Annotated in this window: 20 protein-coding genes; 8 read left to right on the top strand and 12 right to left on the bottom strand. The window is 36.2% G+C overall.

The annotated features are described in order from the left end of the window. Nucleotides 1-48: 48 nt before the first annotated feature. The 6 genes from ACQW5G_RS02360 to ACQW5G_RS02335 form a co-directional block, all read right to left on the bottom strand. Nucleotides 49-756, bottom strand: a complete 708-nt coding sequence (locus ACQW5G_RS02360; RefSeq protein WP_429971479.1) for a VIT1/CCC1 transporter family protein — start codon at nt 754-756, stop codon at nt 49-51. Nucleotides 757-765: 9 nt separating this feature from the next. Continuing rightward, a complete protein-coding gene (locus ACQW5G_RS02355) occupies nt 766-1458 on the bottom strand; it encodes a VIT1/CCC1 transporter family protein (protein WP_429971477.1) in 693 nt (230 codons plus the stop codon). A gap of 214 nt (nt 1459-1672) precedes the next feature. Next, entirely contained in the window at nt 1673-2128 is a 456-nt protein-coding gene (locus tag ACQW5G_RS02350; RefSeq protein WP_429971476.1) for a Fur family transcriptional regulator, read from the bottom strand. Between the two features lie 76 nt (nt 2129-2204). Next, a complete protein-coding gene (locus ACQW5G_RS02345) occupies nt 2205-4556 on the bottom strand; it encodes an ATP-dependent DNA helicase (protein ID WP_429971475.1) in 2352 nt (783 codons plus the stop codon). A gap of 54 nt (nt 4557-4610) precedes the next feature. Next, a complete protein-coding gene (locus ACQW5G_RS02340; protein ID WP_429971474.1) occupies nt 4611-4952 on the bottom strand; it encodes a hypothetical protein in 342 nt (113 codons plus the stop codon). 57 nt (nt 4953-5009) lie between these two features. After that, the gene (locus tag ACQW5G_RS02335; protein WP_429971473.1) at nt 5010-5381 is read right to left on the bottom strand and encodes a hypothetical protein; all 372 of its coding nucleotides are present in this window, start codon (nt 5379-5381) and stop codon (nt 5010-5012) included. A gap of 121 nt (nt 5382-5502) precedes the next feature. Here ACQW5G_RS02335 and ACQW5G_RS02330 point away from each other — a divergent pair, with 121 nt between their 5' ends. Then, nucleotides 5503-6480: an asparaginase gene (locus ACQW5G_RS02330; protein ID WP_429971472.1), complete on the top strand. Its 978-nt coding sequence runs from the start codon at nt 5503-5505 to the stop codon at nt 6478-6480. 15 nt (nt 6481-6495) lie between these two features. Then, nucleotides 6496-7665, top strand: a complete 1170-nt coding sequence (locus tag ACQW5G_RS02325) for a hypothetical protein (RefSeq protein WP_429971471.1) — start codon at nt 6496-6498, stop codon at nt 7663-7665. A 37-nt stretch (nt 7666-7702) separates the two neighbouring features. Here ACQW5G_RS02325 and ACQW5G_RS02320 read toward each other — a convergent pair whose 3' ends face one another. From ACQW5G_RS02320 to ACQW5G_RS02300, 5 genes are all read right to left on the bottom strand, one after another. Then, the gene (locus ACQW5G_RS02320) at nt 7703-8173 is read right to left on the bottom strand and encodes a universal stress protein (protein ID WP_429971470.1); all 471 of its coding nucleotides are present in this window, start codon (nt 8171-8173) and stop codon (nt 7703-7705) included. Between the two features lie 14 nt (nt 8174-8187). Further along, complete coding sequence (locus tag ACQW5G_RS02315; RefSeq protein WP_429971469.1) at nt 8188-8697, bottom strand: YbhB/YbcL family Raf kinase inhibitor-like protein; 510 nt, start codon at nt 8695-8697, stop codon at nt 8188-8190. A gap of 83 nt (nt 8698-8780) precedes the next feature. After that, complete coding sequence (locus ACQW5G_RS02310; protein ID WP_429971468.1) at nt 8781-9260, bottom strand: hypothetical protein; 480 nt, start codon at nt 9258-9260, stop codon at nt 8781-8783. A gap of 58 nt (nt 9261-9318) precedes the next feature. Then, a complete protein-coding gene (locus ACQW5G_RS02305) occupies nt 9319-10938 on the bottom strand; it encodes an APC family permease (protein WP_429971467.1) in 1620 nt (539 codons plus the stop codon). A 38-nt stretch (nt 10939-10976) separates the two neighbouring features. Beyond that, a complete protein-coding gene (locus ACQW5G_RS02300; protein WP_429971466.1) occupies nt 10977-11357 on the bottom strand; it encodes a VOC family protein in 381 nt (126 codons plus the stop codon). A gap of 121 nt (nt 11358-11478) precedes the next feature. Here ACQW5G_RS02300 and ACQW5G_RS02295 point away from each other — a divergent pair, with 121 nt between their 5' ends. After that, nucleotides 11479-13029 carry an ABC-F family ATP-binding cassette domain-containing protein gene (locus ACQW5G_RS02295; protein ID WP_429971465.1) on the top strand — a complete coding sequence of 517 codons (1551 nt, stop codon included), beginning with the start codon at nt 11479-11481 and terminating at the stop codon, nt 13027-13029. A gap of 131 nt (nt 13030-13160) precedes the next feature. Beyond that, nucleotides 13161-14177, top strand: a complete 1017-nt coding sequence (gene add / locus ACQW5G_RS02290; RefSeq protein ID WP_429971464.1) for an adenosine deaminase — start codon at nt 13161-13163, stop codon at nt 14175-14177. A 45-nt stretch (nt 14178-14222) separates the two neighbouring features. Here the strand turns inward: add and ACQW5G_RS02285 are convergent, their stop codons facing one another. Continuing rightward, the gene (locus ACQW5G_RS02285) at nt 14223-15134 is read right to left on the bottom strand and encodes a proline iminopeptidase-family hydrolase (RefSeq protein ID WP_429971463.1); all 912 of its coding nucleotides are present in this window, start codon (nt 15132-15134) and stop codon (nt 14223-14225) included. 132 nt (nt 15135-15266) lie between these two features. On the opposite strand from ACQW5G_RS02285, the gene ACQW5G_RS02280 reads away from it, so the two are divergent. The 4 genes from ACQW5G_RS02280 to ACQW5G_RS02265 all read left to right on the top strand — a co-directional run bounded on the left by ACQW5G_RS02280 (nt 15267) and on the right by ACQW5G_RS02265 (nt 18354). Further along, nucleotides 15267-16400: a cation:proton antiporter gene (locus ACQW5G_RS02280; RefSeq protein WP_429971462.1), complete on the top strand. Its 1134-nt coding sequence runs from the start codon at nt 15267-15269 to the stop codon at nt 16398-16400. Between the two features lie 66 nt (nt 16401-16466). Next, nucleotides 16467-17033 carry a guanylate kinase gene (locus ACQW5G_RS02275; protein ID WP_429971460.1) on the top strand — a complete coding sequence of 189 codons (567 nt, stop codon included), beginning with the start codon at nt 16467-16469 and terminating at the stop codon, nt 17031-17033. Nucleotides 17034-17092: 59 nt separating this feature from the next. Continuing rightward, nucleotides 17093-17554: a hypothetical protein gene (locus tag ACQW5G_RS02270; RefSeq protein WP_429971459.1), complete on the top strand. Its 462-nt coding sequence runs from the start codon at nt 17093-17095 to the stop codon at nt 17552-17554. Further along, a complete protein-coding gene (locus tag ACQW5G_RS02265) occupies nt 17554-18354 on the top strand; it encodes a DUF6681 family protein (RefSeq protein ID WP_429971458.1) in 801 nt (266 codons plus the stop codon). Before ACQW5G_RS02270 ends, ACQW5G_RS02265 begins: the two co-directional genes overlap by 1 nt.

Below are 18354 nucleotides of genomic sequence, written 5' to 3'. Positions count from 1 at the left end.
ACCACGTCAAAGTAACTTAGACGCAGTTTTAAAGTGAATTTAATGGTTTTAGAAAAAGTGACCAAAGATGATACCTACGAAATAATGAATAAACATGGTTAAAATACCAACAATCACGTTTCGAATAATTGCAATTTTAACCAATCCGTTACCTAATAAAGCACTAAAGTAACCAGTTAAACCAACCGCAATTACAACGGCTACGATAGTTCCCGGCCATTTTAAATCGTTTGGTAATAAAGTCATGGCTAAAAGGGGTAATGTACCACCTAAAGCAGCAGATACTAATGAAGAAAAAGCGGCTGACCAAGGGCTCATGTAGCGACCGATTTCCATATCGTATTTAACAGAAACCATTGTTTGTAATGGATTCTTACTCAATAAATCATCAGCGATTTCGTCAGCAGTTTCTTCTGAAATTCCGCGTTCCATGTAATAATCAACGACATCTTGACGTTCACCAGTAAAGTTTGTGTCGAGCAGTTTTTCTTCTTCACGCACGGCAGATTCTTCGGTATCCCGTTGTGAACTAACAGAAGCGTATTCACCACCAGCCATTGAAAAGGCACATGCAAGCAAATCAGCAAGTCCAGCAATAAAGATGGTATAGATATCACTAGTGGCAACCCCAACTGAGAATAGCACACCAACAACAGTTAAAATTCCGTCATTAGAACCAAGCACTCCGGCACGAAGGTTGTTTAACTTTTCATCCATCGTTAATTTTTGATGTTTTTTGTGAAATAATTTCATCATTAATTCCTCCTAAGCTAACATTCCAATTAACAAACCGACTGAATAAGTAACTGTCATAGTAATTACCCCAGAGATAACGTTTCGCATCACTGAATGGAATCTGTCAGCTTTACTTAAAATCGCAGCTAAGTAACCAGTGATTGCCAAAGCAATAATCACAGCAGTAAAAGTTGTTACAATATGCCATTTTTCCGGGCCAACAAAGATTGAAATTAATGGAAGAAGTGACCCTAAAGGAAATGAAATTAATGAGGCAATCGCAGCCGCATATGGACTAGTGAATTTACTAGGATCAAATGAGTAGCGTTCCCGGACGGCAGTTATAAGCGGATCCTTTTTCATCATTTCTGAAGTAGCTTTGTGAGCTAAGGCTTGCGCCATTCCGGTTGCTACGTATTTTTGTTCAACAAAATCAAATTCCTTTTGATAATTGTCGTCTAAAGCCTTTTTCTCAGTAGCAACGGCATTTCGTTCAGAGTCTTTTTGACTGTTAACTGATACATATTCACCCATTGCCATGGAAACACTTCCGGCTAGCATCCCAGCTAAACCAGATACCAAAATTGCCCAGTTACTGGTAGAGGCCCCTGCAACCCCTAAAACAATCCCGGCGATTGATAAGATACCATCATTGGCACCCATAACACTGGCACGTAAAACGTTAATTTTTTGTGCTAGTGACATTTTGCGTTTCTTTTTCATAATCGAAACCCCTTATTTAGAATTATTATAATGTAGAATACATATAATATTTTACATTAAAATTCAATTGTAGTAAATACTAAAAATGAATTAAGAAATGAAAAAAAGGCGCAGAAACATAGTATTCATGCGTCTTAGTTTATAATTGAAATTTTTATTTATTGGTTAAAAAAGGTAATAAAAAATCCCACGATGACAGGTCGTGGGAACTTTTTTATTTGCTAGCTAATGCTAATTTTTCTTGACATTCTTTACAAATACCATGAATAGAAACACTTGAAACAGATGGTTTAAAACCAACTGAACGAGTTTCGTTCTTAAGTGTTTCGTCAATACCTACAAACTCCGGATCGTCGATGTCGATTATTTTGTTGCAGTTATCGCAGGTAGCATGTAAATGTGGATGGTCATAAAAATCATAACGGTATCCACCGTCAACACTAGGTAACTCAATGATAAGATTCATCTTTTTGAAAAGTCGCAAGTTGTTGTAAACAGTTGCCATACTTAAGTTTGGAAAAGTCTTGTCTAACACATGGAAAATAGTTTCCACAGTTGGATGACTATCATCGTCAATTAAGTACTTCAAAATGATTTGTCTTTGTGGTGTAATACGAACGTTGTTTTCTTTCAAACGTTCCATTGCTTGATCATAACGCTTATCAGTCATACACTGCCTCGTTTCTTAAATACGAATGTTACTGAAACTTTACTAAATGTATTGAGGCACCAGAAAGAATCTGTGGCTAGTTTGAATTCCAAAAATTCTTAACTGAATAAATTAATTCATTTAGATTGTGTACTATATTGAAAGTGTACCACGATTTGGGGAAAAAAGCATTATAACGAGATGAAATAAACCTGTTGTCCATTAATAATATGACACCCTTATCTTTTGTCCCTCTAATTAAACGACCAGCAGCTTGAAAGACGTTATTTAAACCAGGTAACTGATAGGCATATTCAAAGCCATGCCCGTTTTTAGCGTCAAAATAATCACGGATTAAATTGGTTTCGTGATTTAATCCTGGCAAACCAACACTCACAATTCCAACTCCAATTAGTTTATCGCCAACTAAATCAATTCCTTCCGAGAAAATTCCTCCGAGAAGGGCAAAGCCTAAGACTGGATCAGTTTCTGGATTCTCAAAGGCCATTAGCCAATCAGTTCTGGCATCATCATCCATGGCGGATTCTTGTTTGACTAACTTTACGTTGGGATACTTTTCGTGAAAAGCATCAAAAATGTTACTGAGATATTGGTTAGAAGGGGCAAATACTAAATAGTTTCCTTTTTTTCCATCAATTAAAGCTTTAATTGAATCTACAATTTTAGGAATACTTTGAGCTCTGTTATTGTAACGAGTATCAATATATGAAGTGGCTAAAATCTTTTGGTTTTTCGAGTCGAATGGTGAATCTAATTTATACTTTAAGCTATCATCTTCGTCTCCTAAAACGGAACTGTAATAATCCATGGGTGAGAGAGTAGCAGAAAATAAGACAGCACCACCACCTAAATTTAAGGTATCAGCGAGAAAGGGGCTCGGATCCATGCAAAATAAACGAACTGTAATCCCATTATCATCAATGAGAACCCGTAATTTGTAGTTTGGACCAAAATATTCATTAATTTTAATGTAACTAATTAATTGAAAAAAGTAGTCCAAAACTTGGTCTGTGGTTTTAGAGGGCTTGGTTTTGGCTAACCATTTGCGTAAAACTTTAATTAAATTGCTAACTGACTTAGTTAATTTTTCGTTTTCATCAGTATATTCAGCTGACGTTTTGTGTTCGTCTTTTAAAGGTTTAGCAATCGCATTAAAAGCACGTTTTAAACTGCGAAGCTTAGTGAGAATATTTTTATTTTTTTCTTTATCTTCACTAAAAATATCAATTAAACTTTTAATTGGACCAGAGGTTAAGTCTGTTGAATACATGTCCCGGGAACGGTCGACTAAGTTGTGAGCTTCATCAATCAAGAAAAAGTTATTCGGATTTTCGACTTCAAAGTAGCGGGTTAAATGAACACGTGGGTCAAAAAGATAGTTATAGTCGCCAATAATTACATCACAAAACATGCTAGTATCAAGTGAAAATTCAAACGGATCTAACGTATATTTTCGGACATATTTTTCAATGGTTGGTCGGGTAATTTGATGTTCATGCGTCAAAATATCTTTTAAAGCTGGTTTAAGACGATCATAGTAACCAACCATGTAAGGATTTTGTTCAGGACGGAGATCTGCTTCTTCAGGAAATTTAATCTTATCTTTGGCAGTTAGCGTAATGCTATGAATACTTAAGCCGGTTTTACTCATCATGGTAATTGCTTCTTCAGCAACCCGACGAGTGGATTGTTTGGCAGTTAGATAAAAGACCCGTTCTGTGAGTTGGGATCCCATGGCTTTAATAACTGGGAATAGGGTAGAAATCGTTTTACCAGTTCCCGTTGGTGCTTCTGCGAACAGATGCTTATGATATAAAACTGATTTATAAACGACAGAAGCTAATTCGCGTTGTCCCGTCCGGTAGGCACCAAACGGAAATTGCGCAGCTTGAGCCGATTCAACTTTTTCTAGATATAAACTATCTTGAAGTCGAATCCATTCTTCGTATTCTTCAATTAAATCGTCAAAGAACTCCGCGGCGTCTTGTTTGGAAATCGTTTGTTCGGTTTGCGTGATAATTTCATCAGGAGTTTGTACGTAAGTTAATTTCAAAGTTACGTTTTCTAATCTCGGATTAGCTTCCATTAATAGATGTGCGTAAGCTTTAGCTTGGCCCCAGTACAAAGTTAATTTATTTTTGGGAAGTTCTTTAAATTCAATATCTGAGGTTTTAATTTCTTCAATTTCAGCAGTAGTTTCGTGCATAATGACACCATCAGCACGTCCATCAACCGTGAATTCATGACCATTGATTTGTTCCGTTTGAGACATGTAGTATTCTGCCTGATAATCTTCAGGACGGTCTCTTTGTAATTTTTGATGAATGCGAGTTCCGGCTTGTGCCGTATTAGTACTATTCATCGCTGAATTTAAATCACCACTACGTAAAATAAACCCCACAAGGTCGCGTACTCCAATTTTATTCATAAGATTCACCTTCTTTCTAGCCAAACAAAAAAAGCAACCATGCAGCAGTTGCTTTTATGCTTCAGCCCAACGATTAAATTTTTCGGTATGTTTACCGAGGTAATGCATTGCTTCATGAGCTAACTTATCAGCGTCAACCTTAGCTTTCGCTGGATCAATGTGGTAAAAGTCGCAAATAAAGCCCTGTGCAATTGCTTCATATTTTTGTTTTCGTCCGTATCCAGCGTCGTTAAAGAGTTTGTCTAACCCATCGACGTCGTTTTTACCAGCTTCGTAAACTTTTTGTGCTAAGTCTGGTTTAGGACCTAAAATACTTTTAGCATATGTAATTAAAAAATCATTCATATCAATAATAATATTTTGGCGCGCTTGTTTTTCTAATTTCTTTTCTGACATCATTAATCACCTCAGTATTATCATATCCTACCTGGTGCACAATTGGAAATATGATAACTAATGCCGACTACTTCTCAGATTATTGTTACCTTTTACCTTAATTTCATGTCGTTTATAACGTAAAATATCGTTATTTGATACGAATTTAAAGTGGCGCATTTCACCGTTAAAGTCTTTTCCAGCAATTCTGGTTTTTAACCACGTTTCCATCACGGAAATAATGCTCTTAGCGGCTTTGATTCGTTCAGGAATTTGTTCATTTTCTGCCACGGATAATACATTTGTTTTAACTTGGTTAAGCAACTTAAAGTGGTATTGGATTAATTCGTTGGTAAGTGGGGCATGACAGTAACTGTTAAACAGTTTTTGAATTTTACGCATGGCGTCTTTGGAATTAGTTGGTTGATAATAACGGTCAGAATTAGTCATGAAAAATCTCCTTCATTCTATTATAGATTTAAATTAAAATAATTACACGTAGCAGAAGCTAGAAAGCCTGCTATGTGTTAATATTAGGGTTATAAATTAAGTACGAGTAGGAGTATTTCGCATGAAAAATATTTTAGCAATTCATACCGGTGGAACTATTTCAATGTCACAAGATGAAATGGGTGGCGTAGTTCAAAATGATGAAAATCCAATTGATAATAATGACATTTTAGGTTTACCTGATATTAATATTATTAATGACGAATTATTAAATTTACCATCACCACAAATGACACCAGAAACGATGTTAAAAATTACTAATCGCATCAAAAAAGCGGTGGCTGAAGAAAATATTGATGGAGTCGTAGTTACTCACGGAACTGATACTTTGGAAGAAACAGCTTACTTTTTAGATTTAACGTTACCAAATACTGTCCCAGTCGTAGTTACAGGAGCAATGCGTTCTTCAAACGAAATTGGAGCGGATGGAGTTTTTAACTTTAAGTCAGCGATTCAAGTTGCTGCTTCTGATGAAGCTAAAAATAAAGGTGTCTTAGTGGTATTCAATACTGGAATTTATGCTGCTCGCTTTGTAACCAAAACCCATACTACTAGTGTGGATACTTTTAAAGATCCCATTTATGGAACTTTAGGAACAGTTGATCATGATCAAGTTATTTTTGCCCAACAATTAATTGGAAGTGAATACACTGATATTAATCATGTGAAAGATCATGTGTACTTATTGAAGGCCTATGCCGGAATGACGGATGTTTTGTTTAACGCTATCGATAATGATGAAACCAACGGAGTGGTAATTGAAGCAATGGGAGCCGGGAATATGCCAGCACCAACTTTAAAAGCAATTGAACGCTTAATTAAACGCAACATTCCAATTGTACTGGTATCACGTTGTTTTAGTGGCTCTGCCCAAGCAATTTACGCCTACGAAGGTGGGGGAATTGAACTTAAAGACATGGGATTGATTTTCTGTACCCAACTAAATGGACAAAAAGCACGAATGAAATTAATTGTTGGCCTTAGTAGTGGCAAAGCAGGAAAAGATTTGGAAGAGTATATGGCCAACGCTCTTTCTTAGAAGAAGAGGTTTAGATTGGAAAACTCACAATTAACACAAATTATTAAAAATCTTCGCTATTCAATGGATAATCATACTTTAGTAAATGTGATTCAAACTGGATCCTCGATTTTTTATACTGGTTCGGTAGTAGGAATTGACAAGACGGGAACCATCTTGAGTACGTACACTGAAGATGGCCTTAGTAATGGATTTGTTTACATTGATTATAATGATATTTTTGATGTGGATTTTTATAGTGATGACTTAACAAAAATGGATGCTCGCCTCAAGATGGCAAAAAATTTGCATCTTCTTTCAGCTAATCAACCAGAATTACGGCTGAACGAAAAAGTTGATTTATTAACGCAAGTATTAGGAAATTCGTTTGTTTATCAACGACCCATCTTGTTAATTAAAGATGATGGAACGATGATGGAAGGTTTTGTTTCTTCAATTTCAGATTATGAAGTTGAGTTAACGACTTTTGATAAGTTTGATAGTAGTTCGGTTTATCATGAAAGAATGCCAAAAACTTCAATTAAATTAGTTGAATTTCTCGGTCGAGAATTAAATTTATTAGGGGAATCAAAGAAACTATTGATGACTGGACACGTTGCATCCCAAGATATTTCCGGTAACTTAGAAATTTTTGCAGCTTTACATCGTGCCTTGGAAAGCGGTCGTCGGATTATTATGATTCCAAAGATTAATCCGGAATTGTTCTTTATTGGACAAGTACGCGCTGTCAGTGCGGATGCCGTTGTTTTTGCGGTGGTGGATATGAATGGTCAATTTGGCGGTTATGAATTGATCAGACTATCAGAAATTGATCATCTTGAGATTAAAAGTGATTATTTACGGTTAATTAATCACTTTGTGTCTTTGAATATGTCACAGGATACTTTTGTTCAACCTTTATTGAATAACGAACGGAGTTTTGATTCAACTGTTGATATGTTTCCAGTCATCATTAATCAAGCGATTAAGTTCAAACGTTTTCTTCGAATCAAATCTAACGAAGGAGAAACGTATTTTGGGGTTCCTTTTAAAATTGAACAAGGAGTAGTCTCAATTAGATATATTTCTAAGGATAAACCAACCACACCACAATTAATTGAATTAGCAATTAGCGATATTGATGAGGTTGCTTTTGATTATTTGGATGCATTTTTAGAGAAAAAACGAATTATGGATATGGACTAAAAAAATACCAGCGACTTTGAAGTCGTTGGTATTTTTATTAGTTACTAATTTGTTGATTTTTTAAATTAGTTCTGACAATCAAAACGTCACACATCGCATGACTATTTACGTAACTAGCTGTAGAACCAACTAAAAGACGTTCAGTCGCGTTCTTACCAGTGGCACCCATCACGATTAAATCAGTATGGTAGTCTTTTGTAAAATCATAGCAAATAACGTTTTTAGGATTACCAAAACGAACGTGCATATGAATATTTTTAATTCCAGTTTTATCTTGTACTTTTTTAACTAGTGCTTTGAGGTAGTCAATTTGGCCATCAACCATTTGAGTAATGGCATCACCACTTAAAACACCGTAAGTGAAACCAAATGCAGTGGTATTAATGACGTTTAGGACATCTAAACGGGCTTCGTTTCTAATTGCAATTTCAGCCGCCTTATTTAAAGCAGCTTCAGAATATTTAGAACCATCAACGGGAACTAAAATGCTTTTATATTCATTGTTCATAATTTTTCCTCCAATTAATTTTTAACTGGTAAGATGGCGTTAGCCGTAGCTAAAACGTGATCTTTGCTAGCTGCTTGTAATTCGTTTAACCAGAAGCCATTAGCCAAATCTAATTTTTGATCTAGGGCATACATAGTTAAATTGTAATAGTGGGTGCTGTTTGGGGGAGTAGGACCAACGTAGTGTTCATTTACAATTGGGTCTTGGACATCGACCAATTTTCCTGCCGTACTATTATGACCAAGTGTCATTGGAATTAGGTTTTCATGACTGGCATTTTCAGGAATTAAAGTTGTTTTTGGATCAATATTAGCAGCAACCCAGTGAATATATGTAAATCCACAAACGGGAATGGCATCATTATCAATCAATACTAATGCTAAAGATTTAGCATTAGTAGGGACATCCGCAATATTAATTGGAAATGAAATGAAGGGACGACCATCAATTTTTTCATTATCGTTAGCGTGTTTAGTGTATCGATCAGGTAAATATCCATTTTGTAAGGGAACATTAATTTTCATGGTGAGATTCCTCCTCATCTATATTATAAACTAACCAAAAATTAACATATAAAAAGAAGCCCCAAAAAGGGCTTCTTTTTTGATTATTTTGTGAATACCAGAACGTAAAATCCCTGGCTGTTTGGATTAACAGTCCAGTAATTATAACCTTCTTTAATCCATTCAGGTCTAGTAGCATTAGCCCAATTCTTGGCATCCTGAACTGAATTGAACGTATGGGGTTGAGCAAACTCAGAACCACCACTGCTGCTATCAGTATTACTGACATTTTTAGCTGATGACATTGTTGAGGTATTACTAGTAGATGGGGAAGTAGCTTTGCTGGAACTACTAGATGAATTGTTAACATTGATAGTAGTTGTGGTTTGTGTAGAAGTATTAGTAGCTTTTTTATTACTAGTACTACTTAGAGCGAATTGGATTCCAAAAGTTAATATGAGAACAATGATAATTAATCCTAAAACCCATGGCCAAATATGTGGCTTGTGTTGCCGTTTGTGTTGGTCACGTTTAGGGGTGAAATCATATTTTTGGAATCTAGTATCTTGATCTTGATTATTCATAATGACCTCGATTCCCAGATAGGATATAGATATATGATTATTCAATTATATATCTATTCTAATCGTTTTTCACTTTATTGTTAACTTCTTTAGCATTTTTCATTTCATCAGTTTCCTGATAACTGTTAATTCCCCAGTAATAGAAGCCTAATGAAACCACGATAATTACGATGAAATCATAAGGATAGTGAATCCAGTTTTGCCCACCAAATGGGGCAGAACCAATGTATGAAAAGGCGGACATGAATGCTAGATATACTAACATCCAAAGACTACCTTTGAATTTTTTCTGAAAGTTTTTCCAATTCATACGATCTTCGTAGAAGAAATAGAATGGTAAACCTAACGCAATTACGATAATAACTTCGATAGTGGTTGGCCACATTGCCCAGTAGATTGCTAGACTAGCAAGAACGAAGGCCAAGGGAGCAAATACTTTGGCAAAACTAATGGTAACGGGGCGTTTGAATTCTGGAGCGTGTTTTCTTAATGCCATCAAAGTCACAGGACCAGTAGCATAGGCAATCAACGTTGAAGTTGAAATAACACTAGCTAAAACGGCCCAATTCTTGAAGATTGACACTAAGATACAACTAATCAACCAGTTAGCAACCATCGCAATTCGAGGAGTTCCCCATTTAGCGTTGATTTTACCGAGAATTTTAGGCATATGCCCATTTTGCGTCATGGCAGCTAAAGTACGACTAGTAGATGCCACAAATGAAACACCAGTTCCAAATGGTGACACAAAGGCATCTAAATAAAGCAAGATAACTAACCAGTTGATGTTCAACATGATTGCTAAGTCAGCGAATGGTGATTCAAAGTTGACACCGTGCCAACCGTATTTAGCTAAAGTAGCTGGATTGATAGCACCAATAAAGGTGAATTGTAACATGATGTAGATAACGATACTTGCGAATAAGGCAATTACGATACCACGCCAGATATTTTTCTTTGGATTAGTAATTTCGTCACCAACGTTGATAACCGTTTGGAAAGCATTATAAGAAAAAATGATTCCAGAAACGGTGGTAGCGGCGAAAATAGGAGCTGTTCCGTATGGTAAGAAACCACCAAAGTTAGGATTGGTAAAGTTTCCAGGGTGGAAACCAGTGGCAATCAACATAATGATAGTTACTGATGGAACAACTAATTTAAAAATTGAAGTTAAACTAGTGAATCGCGTTAATAAGTTAACGGACCAGTAGTTTAATAATGTGAAGATTAAAATGAATAGAAATACGACCATTAAACCTTCGTTGGTCACAGTTCCATGAGCGACAAATTGGTGAGTCCAACTTGCCCAGCCCCAAGGCCAGGAACTCATGTATTGTACTGCAGCAACAGCTTCGATGGGGAGCAATGTTACTAGTGATACCCAGTTTGCCCATGAGGCGATGAACCCTAACAAGGGTCCGTGTGTGTATCCAGCATATTTACTCATCCCACCACTTTCGGGAAACATAGTCCCGAGTTCGATGTAGATGTAGGCAATGATTCCGATAACGACGGCTCCAATTACCCACGAAATGATGGCTGCTGGTCCTGAGATTTTTGAAGCCTCCCAAGAACCGAACAACCAACCTGATCCGATGATTGAACTTAAAGCTAACATTACGACACTGAACAAAGACATTTTTGGCTTTGTTACTTCGGTATTGTTATTTTGAGTCATATATAAAAGATAGTCCTTCCTTAAATCCTAAGTGTATTCTACTTGTGATATTCGCGAATTTCTATTAAGTTTCCTGCTGGGTCATTAATATAAAGTGATGTCATTTTTTTGTTAGTGAAATCACTCTCAACAGGTCCAGCGACAATATCAATAAAATAATTTGCAAGATGTTTTTCAATTGTTGCCAATGAGTCTTTAGCTAAGATGCTAAAGGTAGTTGATCCCACGGCTGGGTGTAGAGCTGATAAACTTGGATCAGCTAACGTACGACAAATTAATTTTTGTTTTCCCAATTGAAAAACCATTTCAGTTTCGCTTTCCGAAAGGATTGGGAGGTCAAGAACCTCACGATAAAAACGCATGGCTTGTTCCAAATCATCAACGGTTAATTCGATATGATCAATATCTTGTACTCTCATGTATTCCAACTCCTTTTCAAAAAGATACATACCATTGTAACATTAAACCAAAATAGACTGCAAAAGTTGCGCTGATATGTTACTGTAATACTTAGTGATTGAAAGGTTTAAAGGTGAACAAATGGCTCTTTTAGAAGTATCAGATTTGAGCATGAGCTTTGCAGATAAAAAGCTCTATTCAGATGCTAGTTTCCAATTGAATAAAGGCGAACACATGGGAATCGTTGGTCAAAATGGAGTTGGTAAATCAACTTTAATTAACATTTTGATTGGTAAAGAACTCCCTGTGACCGGCTCAATTAACTGGCAAAAAGGAACAACCATTGGTTATTTGGATCAATACGTTGATATTCCAGATGGAATGACATTAATTGATTTCTTACACACTGCGTTTGCAGAGTTGTACAAATTAAATGACCAAATGGCAAAATTATATGAAGAATATGCCGAAACAATGGATGACAAGTTGCTCGAGCGGGCAGGTCGGATTTCAGAACAACTAGAAGCTAAAGATTTCTATGATGTTGAAACCCAAATCGAACAAGTTATTACCGGTTTAGGTCTAGATGATATTGGTCGGGATCACGAAATCTCACACATGAGTGGTGGTCAACGTTCAAAAATTATTCTTGCTAAATTAATCTTGGAAAATCCAGACGTCTTACTTTTGGATGAACCAACCAACTATTTGGATACAACTCACATTAAGTGGCTTGAAGATTACCTAAATAGTTTTGAAGGGGCCTTTATTGTAATCTCTCATGATTATGATTTCTTGGAACCCGTAACTAACTGTATCATTAACGTTGCTTTCGGTAAGATTACTAAATACCGTGGTGATTTCAAGTCAGCCATGCGTCAACGGGCTGAAAAAGAAATGACGCAACAGCGTGAATTTGAAAAGCAACAAGTTACGATTGAAAAAGCGAAGAAATTCATTCAAAAGAACAAAGCAGGTAGTCATTCTAATATGGCTAAGTCTCGTGAAAAGATGTTGGACAGAATGGATATTATCGAGCCACCTAAGAGCAATGTGAAAGCTAACTTTAGCTTCCCATACGATGAAACTGGCTCACAAAATGCTTTAGTAGTGAAAGATTTATCAGTTGGTTACGAAAAACCACTGTTAAGTCCCGTTACTTTCTCAGTTGATACTGACCAAAAAGTTGGTCTTCAAGGTTTCAACGGGGTTGGTAAATCTACTTTAATCAAGAGTATCTTGAAGATTATCCCAGCTTTGGGTGGAACTGCCGAGTTCTCACCATCAGCTAAGATTAACTACTTCAGTCAAGATTTGGTTTGGGATGATAAAACGCAAACTCCAATGCAAATCATTCAAGACAAGTATCCTAAGTTAACTCAAAGAGATATCAGAACGAAACTTGCTCGTTCTGGGATGAATGCTTCGAATGCATTTAAGGAAATTGGTAAGCTCTCTGGGGGAGAACAAGTTAAGGTTAAATTGACTTTAATGGAATTTGTCCCAAGTAATTTCTTGATTCTTGATGAACCATCTAACCATTTGGATGATGAAACTAAAGCATCATTAAAACAAGCTATTAATGATTTCCCCGGTAACGCTATCGTGGTTAGTCATGAGGCTAGTTTCTATGAAGGCTTAGTTGACAAAAAGATTGATGTTGAAAAGCTTAGTCTTAAAGAAGACGAATAAAAGTAAAGCGGACCTTTTAAAGGGTTCGCTTTTTATTTTGGATAAATTTAGAAAAAGTCCTTGCAAAGACATGTAATATTCGGTAACATAATAACAATTTAAACTGAAAAAGAAAGCGGGAGGAAGAAATAATGTTAACAAGAGCAGAGATTCAAAGATTCCCAAAAGCCGAACTACATTGTCATTTAGATGGTTCAATTAGACCACACACTTTACGTGAAATTGCCAGAGGACAAGGTGAAATGATTCATGCTAACCTGATGGAATTAACGCGTAAGATGGTAATTTCTACCAACGCTAAAAATTTAGCTGATTGTTTGAAACCATTCGATTTTGTTTTACCATATCTTCAAACTGAAGGAGCCCTTGAACGTGCTGCCTATGACGTGATGGAACAAGCTGCTCAAGATGGCGTGAAATACATCGAAATTCGGTTTGCCCCAAGTCTTTCAATGGAAAAAGGCTTAACAGTTGCTCAAACAATTAACGCTGTCGCTCATGGAATTGCCCATGGTGAAAAAGTATATGGAATTGACGGTAACTTATTAGTTTGTGGGATGCGGACTGAACAAGAACATGAAGTTGCGAAAGTCTTTGCGGAATCAAAGAACGTTAACTCTAAATTAGTTGGAGTTGATTTAGCCGGTCCTGAACCAGATGGATTCGTGGATAAATATAAAGCTGCTTTTCCAATTATCGTGGATGGTGAAACCGTTCAATTAACTTTACATGCCGGCGAATGCGGATGTGCTCAAAATATCGTCGATGCAATCCATGCTGGTAGTAAACGAGTTGGTCATGGAATTGCCGCAGCCGGTAACGAAGCAGTTGAAAAGTTAATGTTAGAAAATAAAACATGTATCGAAGGTTGTCCTACTAGTAACGTGCAAACCCATGCCGTTGCTAGTCACGAGGCTTATCCATTCCAACGCTGGATGAAACAAGGTCAACAATTGTGTATCAATACTGATAACCGTACTGTTTCAGACACAACTTTGACGGAAGAATACTTCCAAATGGCACATCATTGTGGCATGACCAAAGATCAAATGCGTCAAGCTAACTTAAATGCCATTAACAACTCATTTGCAACCCAAGCAGTGAAAGATAAAGTTGCTAAGATTATTACTGAATTTGAAGCTGAATAAACAAAAAATCCTCTATCGATTGATAGGGGATTTTTATTTGGTTATTTATTTGTTAAAAGTACCATTTTCAACTTCACGAATGAAAGTTGCTAAATGATCATAGTAAACGGGGGCGTTATCAATCATATGGTGATGTCCACCTTTAGGAGTTGAAACAAACTTAGCGTTTGGAATCATTTCTGCCATTCGTTTACCAGTTTCCATTGGCATAGTTTCGTGTTCACCAAAGGTAACTAAAGTAGGAACTTTAATATCTTTTAGATGATCAGTAAAGTTCCAGTCTTTCAATTTACCAGTGATAACGAATTCGTTGTCACCTTGGAATGCGTTGTATAAAGGAACACTCATAGTGCTTACTAAGTGAGAAATAGCGGCTGGCTTTTTACGGTCAACGTATTGGTCATTAAGTTTTTCAACTAGTTCTTGGTAACGGTCGTTATCGTAATCGTTGGTAGCTTCACAATGCTTCATGTAAGCTAATTCATCAGGAGTTAAAGCTTCTTCTCTGATTTTAGCTAAATGATCAGTGTAATCACCAATCCGGTCAACCATTGATGAGATAATGGCACCTTTCAAATGATCACCGTATTTAGCAGCGTACATTTGAACTAAAGCACCACCCCAAGATTGACCAATGAGGTAGAAGTTATCAAGTCCAAGTTTTTGCCGGACTTCTTCAACTTCATCAACGAAGTATTCGTAAGTTTCGATGTTGTTAGCAACGGCAGGATCATCCCAATCAGGAGTATCTGAGTACCATGAACCAAGCTGATCATACATATGTACTTGAACATCAAGTCCTTGTTTCTTTAATTGTTTAGCAGTGTCTTCCCAGTATTCATGAGTTCCACCAGGTCCACCATGTAAGGCTAATAGATGAATTTTTCCTTCACCTTGAGTATTAGTCCATAAATGGTAACCGTTATCTAATGTTAAAATTTTTGTTCCTTGTTTCATAACCTTCACCTACTTATTGAATTTACCTTAATGATACCACTAACTCAGGCGTGGTATCATTAAATTAGATTAATGCGGGGAATTATGAAAGCGCTATTAATATAGTAGAAAAAAGTTTTTTTGAGGAGAAATATGAATTATTTAACTGAAATTATTGTTGTTTTAGTGGCAGCTATGGTTGGTGGAGAAATCGCAATTCGAATTAATTTACCACGGGTAGTTGGCCAAATTGCTGCTGGAATCATTGTTGGTCCGCTGCTGTTGAATTTGGTCCACTTGAATAGTCTTATTTCAACTCTTGCTGATTTAGGAATTATTCTTTTAATGGTGATAGCAGGATTAGAATGTGACTTTGATGAAGTAAAAAAACACCTTAAAACATCAACGGTTGTAGCGATTAGTGGAGTGGTTTTACCCTTAATTGGCTTTTATGGTTTGGGCTTTTTATTACACCAAAGTATGATGGAATCGATTTTGTGGGGTGTAATCTTCTCAGCTACGTCCGTGTCAATTACCGTAGCGGTACTACAAGAAATGGGTAAATTAAAAACCACTGCTGGAGCCATCATTTTAGGAGCCGCAGTGGTTGACGATGTGATTTCAATTTTATTGTTAAGCATTTTTTCAAGTGTTTTTACTGCTAAGGCAACTAGTTTTAGTGTAATTATTGGATTACAAATTGCTTATGTTGCATTTGTTTACATCATGACAAGGTGGCTAATTCCAGAATTAATTAAATTAGTTATGAAATTGGAAAATACCGCCTTGAACATTTCCACAGCTTTAATAATTTGTTTTACAATGGCTGAATTGGCGGAAATTTGTCATTTGAGTGCGGTACTGGGGGCTTTTTGTGCCGGAATTACATTAGCCATGACACCATTAAAATTAGAAATTACGCACAATATTGATATTTTAGGTTCGTCATTTTTAGTTCCATTTTTCTTTGTATCAATTGGCCTAGAACTAAAAATGGTTTCTAGCTGGCATGGCATACTAATTGTGCTGGCAATGACCATTTTGGCGGTCTTAACGAAATGGTTAGGTTGTGGCATTGGAGCCCAGTTGTGCGGAACGAGTTTTAAAGATGCTAATATAATTGGGACTGGGATGGTTTCACGGGGTGAAATGGCGCTGATTGTGGCCCAAGTTGCCATTAGTAGTCATTTACTTTCAACTAGTTTATATTCTGAAATTATTCTAGTAATTATTCTATCAACCATTATTTCACCAATCTTATTAAAATTTGTACTTGTGAAGTGGTAAAGACGGATAAATAAGTTACAATAAAGAGAAAAGGTCATGAATTTTCATGGGTGAGGAGTTTTAATTATGAAAGAAGATCAACGAGTTATTGTATTAACTGGTGCAGCTGGAACTGGTAAAACAACAGTGCAGGACTACTTAAAACAGACTTATGATATTCCTCGAATTATTACTCATACCACTCGTGATGCTAGAGCTGGCGAAAAAAATGGGGTTAATTACTATTTTGAAAACCAGGAGAGCTTCGATAAATTGCATTTATTGGAATCGGTTGATTATGCTGGAAAAAAATATGGTTCTTCTTGGGAAGGAATCAACCGCGCTTTAGCAAAACATAAGTTGGCTAGTATCGTATTAGATACCAAGGGAGCCATTACTTACCAAAAGAAATTAGGCAAAAATGCAGTAGTTTTGTTTCTTAACGTTGATAATCAGAATGAGTTAAAAAAACGGATGCTTAATCGCGGAGATAAATTGGCTGAAGTTGAAAAACGAATTCAGAGTAAAGAAACGAATCGGGATTTTAGTTTGCCAAGCGAACTAGCTGAAACTGCTACTGTATTAAAAAATGAAAATTTGCCTGCTACCAAACAAAAAATTGATGATATTATTAAAAATTTAATGATTGATTAATCTTTATTTAACTTTAATGGTTGATAATAGATTAACTAATTGAAAGGGGATAAATAGTAATGAAAAGAGTTCCACCTTTAGTAACACCATTTGCTATTTTGACAATTTGTTTAGCTTTAGGGGCTACAAACGTTGTGACAAATACTGTGACGCATACTCAAGAAGGAGCAAAGGTCACTAAAACTGATACACCAGCGAAGACCACACCAACTAATAATCAAGATCCAAGTAAAGCCGTTGATAAGACAACTACTGATGACAGTAATAAGAAAACGGATACCACTGGTTCAAATGATACTAATAGCACCAACAATACTGATAATAAACCAGCTAATTCAAGTACGAATAGCGACAATAAAACGAATTCAAACACTACCAATGCTAATACTGGAACGAGTGATAGTAGTGCCAATAAAGATAGTAGTAACACTACCAATACTGATAGTAAACCAGCTACCACAACTGATGTAACAACGACACCAACTACAAATTCAACTGCAACAACAGGGGGTAATCACTAATGTTTAGTATTTTAGACGGAGTTAACTCTTGGTTATCTTATATTAGTATTGAAGCCAAAACGAAAGCCCGTATTTATACGGTATTAGGGTTCTTTGGTTGGGTTTATATGATTTACATTACTTATCGGTTCTTGATGAATCATGTCTGGACTCGGGGTTTGTTAATGCTTGCAGCAACAATTGGCCTGGGGTACTTTTTATATTTGAACATTATCTATTACTTTACGAAGAAAAGTTCAAAATTGGATATCACACCTATAATTAACAAAATTTTGCATATTCAGCCAAAGGACGATACGCCTAAAACTGATGGAAGATTTCGTGACATTCCTGCTAATGGATTGTTTGATGAACGAAAAACAATGCCAGCCAAACTTAGCTCAACAACGAGTGAACAAACAGCCATTAACGAATTAGCTGTTAGAATGATTCAAGATGGCTTAGTCAAGGATGATTATAATGGGCTTGATAAGCATGAAATTAAAATGGCTCTGAAAGAGAGCAAAAAACCCATTTATGCGATTGGTGAGGGAACGATGATTCCTTATTTTTCCATGAAAAATGTTAATCATGAATATGTAGTTTATGCTGGAATCAATGAACCAAAGGCGAAAGCCGTGGGACATCTAACAGCCGTAGGATTACAAAGCATTTCTAATTTAGATCAAAGTAAAATTAGTTTATATTTATCAGCAGCATACTTAACTGGTGGTAAATATAAGATGAATGGTCGCAGTGGCATTATTGAAACTGATGATAATTACCACGTTGCAGTTCAAGTTGCTTACGATAAAAAATAA

Origin of the sequence: Fructilactobacillus sp. Tb1 (assembly GCF_050500285.1) — a bacterium.
Classification (GTDB): domain Bacteria; phylum Bacillota; class Bacilli; order Lactobacillales; family Lactobacillaceae; genus Fructilactobacillus.
The sequence above is the reverse complement of the archived record's forward strand: the minus strand, read 5'-3'. Positions and strand labels throughout refer to the sequence as shown.

What these genes read in the sequence shown, in the direction of transcription:
- ACQW5G_RS02360 (WP_429971479.1), bottom strand. Translation starts at nt 756, where the DNA reads ATGATGAAATTATTTCACAAAAAACATCAAAAATTAACGATGGATGAA.
- ACQW5G_RS02355 (WP_429971477.1), bottom strand. Translation starts at nt 1,458, where the DNA reads ATGAAAAAGAAACGCAAAATGTCACTAGCACAAAAAATTAACGTTTTA.
- ACQW5G_RS02350 (WP_429971476.1), bottom strand. Translation starts at nt 2,128, where the DNA reads ATGACTGATAAGCGTTATGATCAAGCAATGGAACGTTTGAAAGAAAAC.
- ACQW5G_RS02345 (WP_429971475.1), bottom strand. Translation starts at nt 4,556, where the DNA reads ATGAATAAAATTGGAGTACGCGACCTTGTGGGGTTTATTTTACGTAGT.
- ACQW5G_RS02340 (WP_429971474.1), bottom strand. Translation starts at nt 4,952, where the DNA reads ATGTCAGAAAAGAAATTAGAAAAACAAGCGCGCCAAAATATTATTATT.
- ACQW5G_RS02335 (WP_429971473.1), bottom strand. Translation starts at nt 5,381, where the DNA reads ATGACTAATTCTGACCGTTATTATCAACCAACTAATTCCAAAGACGCC.
- ACQW5G_RS02330 (WP_429971472.1), top strand. Translation starts at nt 5,503, where the DNA reads ATGAAAAATATTTTAGCAATTCATACCGGTGGAACTATTTCAATGTCA.
- ACQW5G_RS02320 (WP_429971470.1), bottom strand. Translation starts at nt 8,173, where the DNA reads ATGAACAATGAATATAAAAGCATTTTAGTTCCCGTTGATGGTTCTAAA.
- ACQW5G_RS02315 (WP_429971469.1), bottom strand. Translation starts at nt 8,697, where the DNA reads ATGAAAATTAATGTTCCCTTACAAAATGGATATTTACCTGATCGATAC.
- ACQW5G_RS02310 (WP_429971468.1), bottom strand. Translation starts at nt 9,260, where the DNA reads ATGAATAATCAAGATCAAGATACTAGATTCCAAAAATATGATTTCACC.
- ACQW5G_RS02305 (WP_429971467.1), bottom strand. Translation starts at nt 10,938, where the DNA reads ATGACTCAAAATAACAATACCGAAGTAACAAAGCCAAAAATGTCTTTG.
- ACQW5G_RS02300 (WP_429971466.1), bottom strand. Translation starts at nt 11,357, where the DNA reads ATGAGAGTACAAGATATTGATCATATCGAATTAACCGTTGATGATTTG.
- ACQW5G_RS02295 (WP_429971465.1), top strand. Translation starts at nt 11,479, where the DNA reads ATGGCTCTTTTAGAAGTATCAGATTTGAGCATGAGCTTTGCAGATAAA.
- add (WP_429971464.1), top strand. Translation starts at nt 13,161, where the DNA reads ATGTTAACAAGAGCAGAGATTCAAAGATTCCCAAAAGCCGAACTACAT.
- ACQW5G_RS02285 (WP_429971463.1), bottom strand. Translation starts at nt 15,134, where the DNA reads ATGAAACAAGGAACAAAAATTTTAACATTAGATAACGGTTACCATTTA.
- ACQW5G_RS02280 (WP_429971462.1), top strand. Translation starts at nt 15,267, where the DNA reads ATGAATTATTTAACTGAAATTATTGTTGTTTTAGTGGCAGCTATGGTT.
- ACQW5G_RS02275 (WP_429971460.1), top strand. Translation starts at nt 16,467, where the DNA reads ATGAAAGAAGATCAACGAGTTATTGTATTAACTGGTGCAGCTGGAACT.
- ACQW5G_RS02270 (WP_429971459.1), top strand. Translation starts at nt 17,093, where the DNA reads ATGAAAAGAGTTCCACCTTTAGTAACACCATTTGCTATTTTGACAATT.
- ACQW5G_RS02265 (WP_429971458.1), top strand. Translation starts at nt 17,554, where the DNA reads ATGTTTAGTATTTTAGACGGAGTTAACTCTTGGTTATCTTATATTAGT.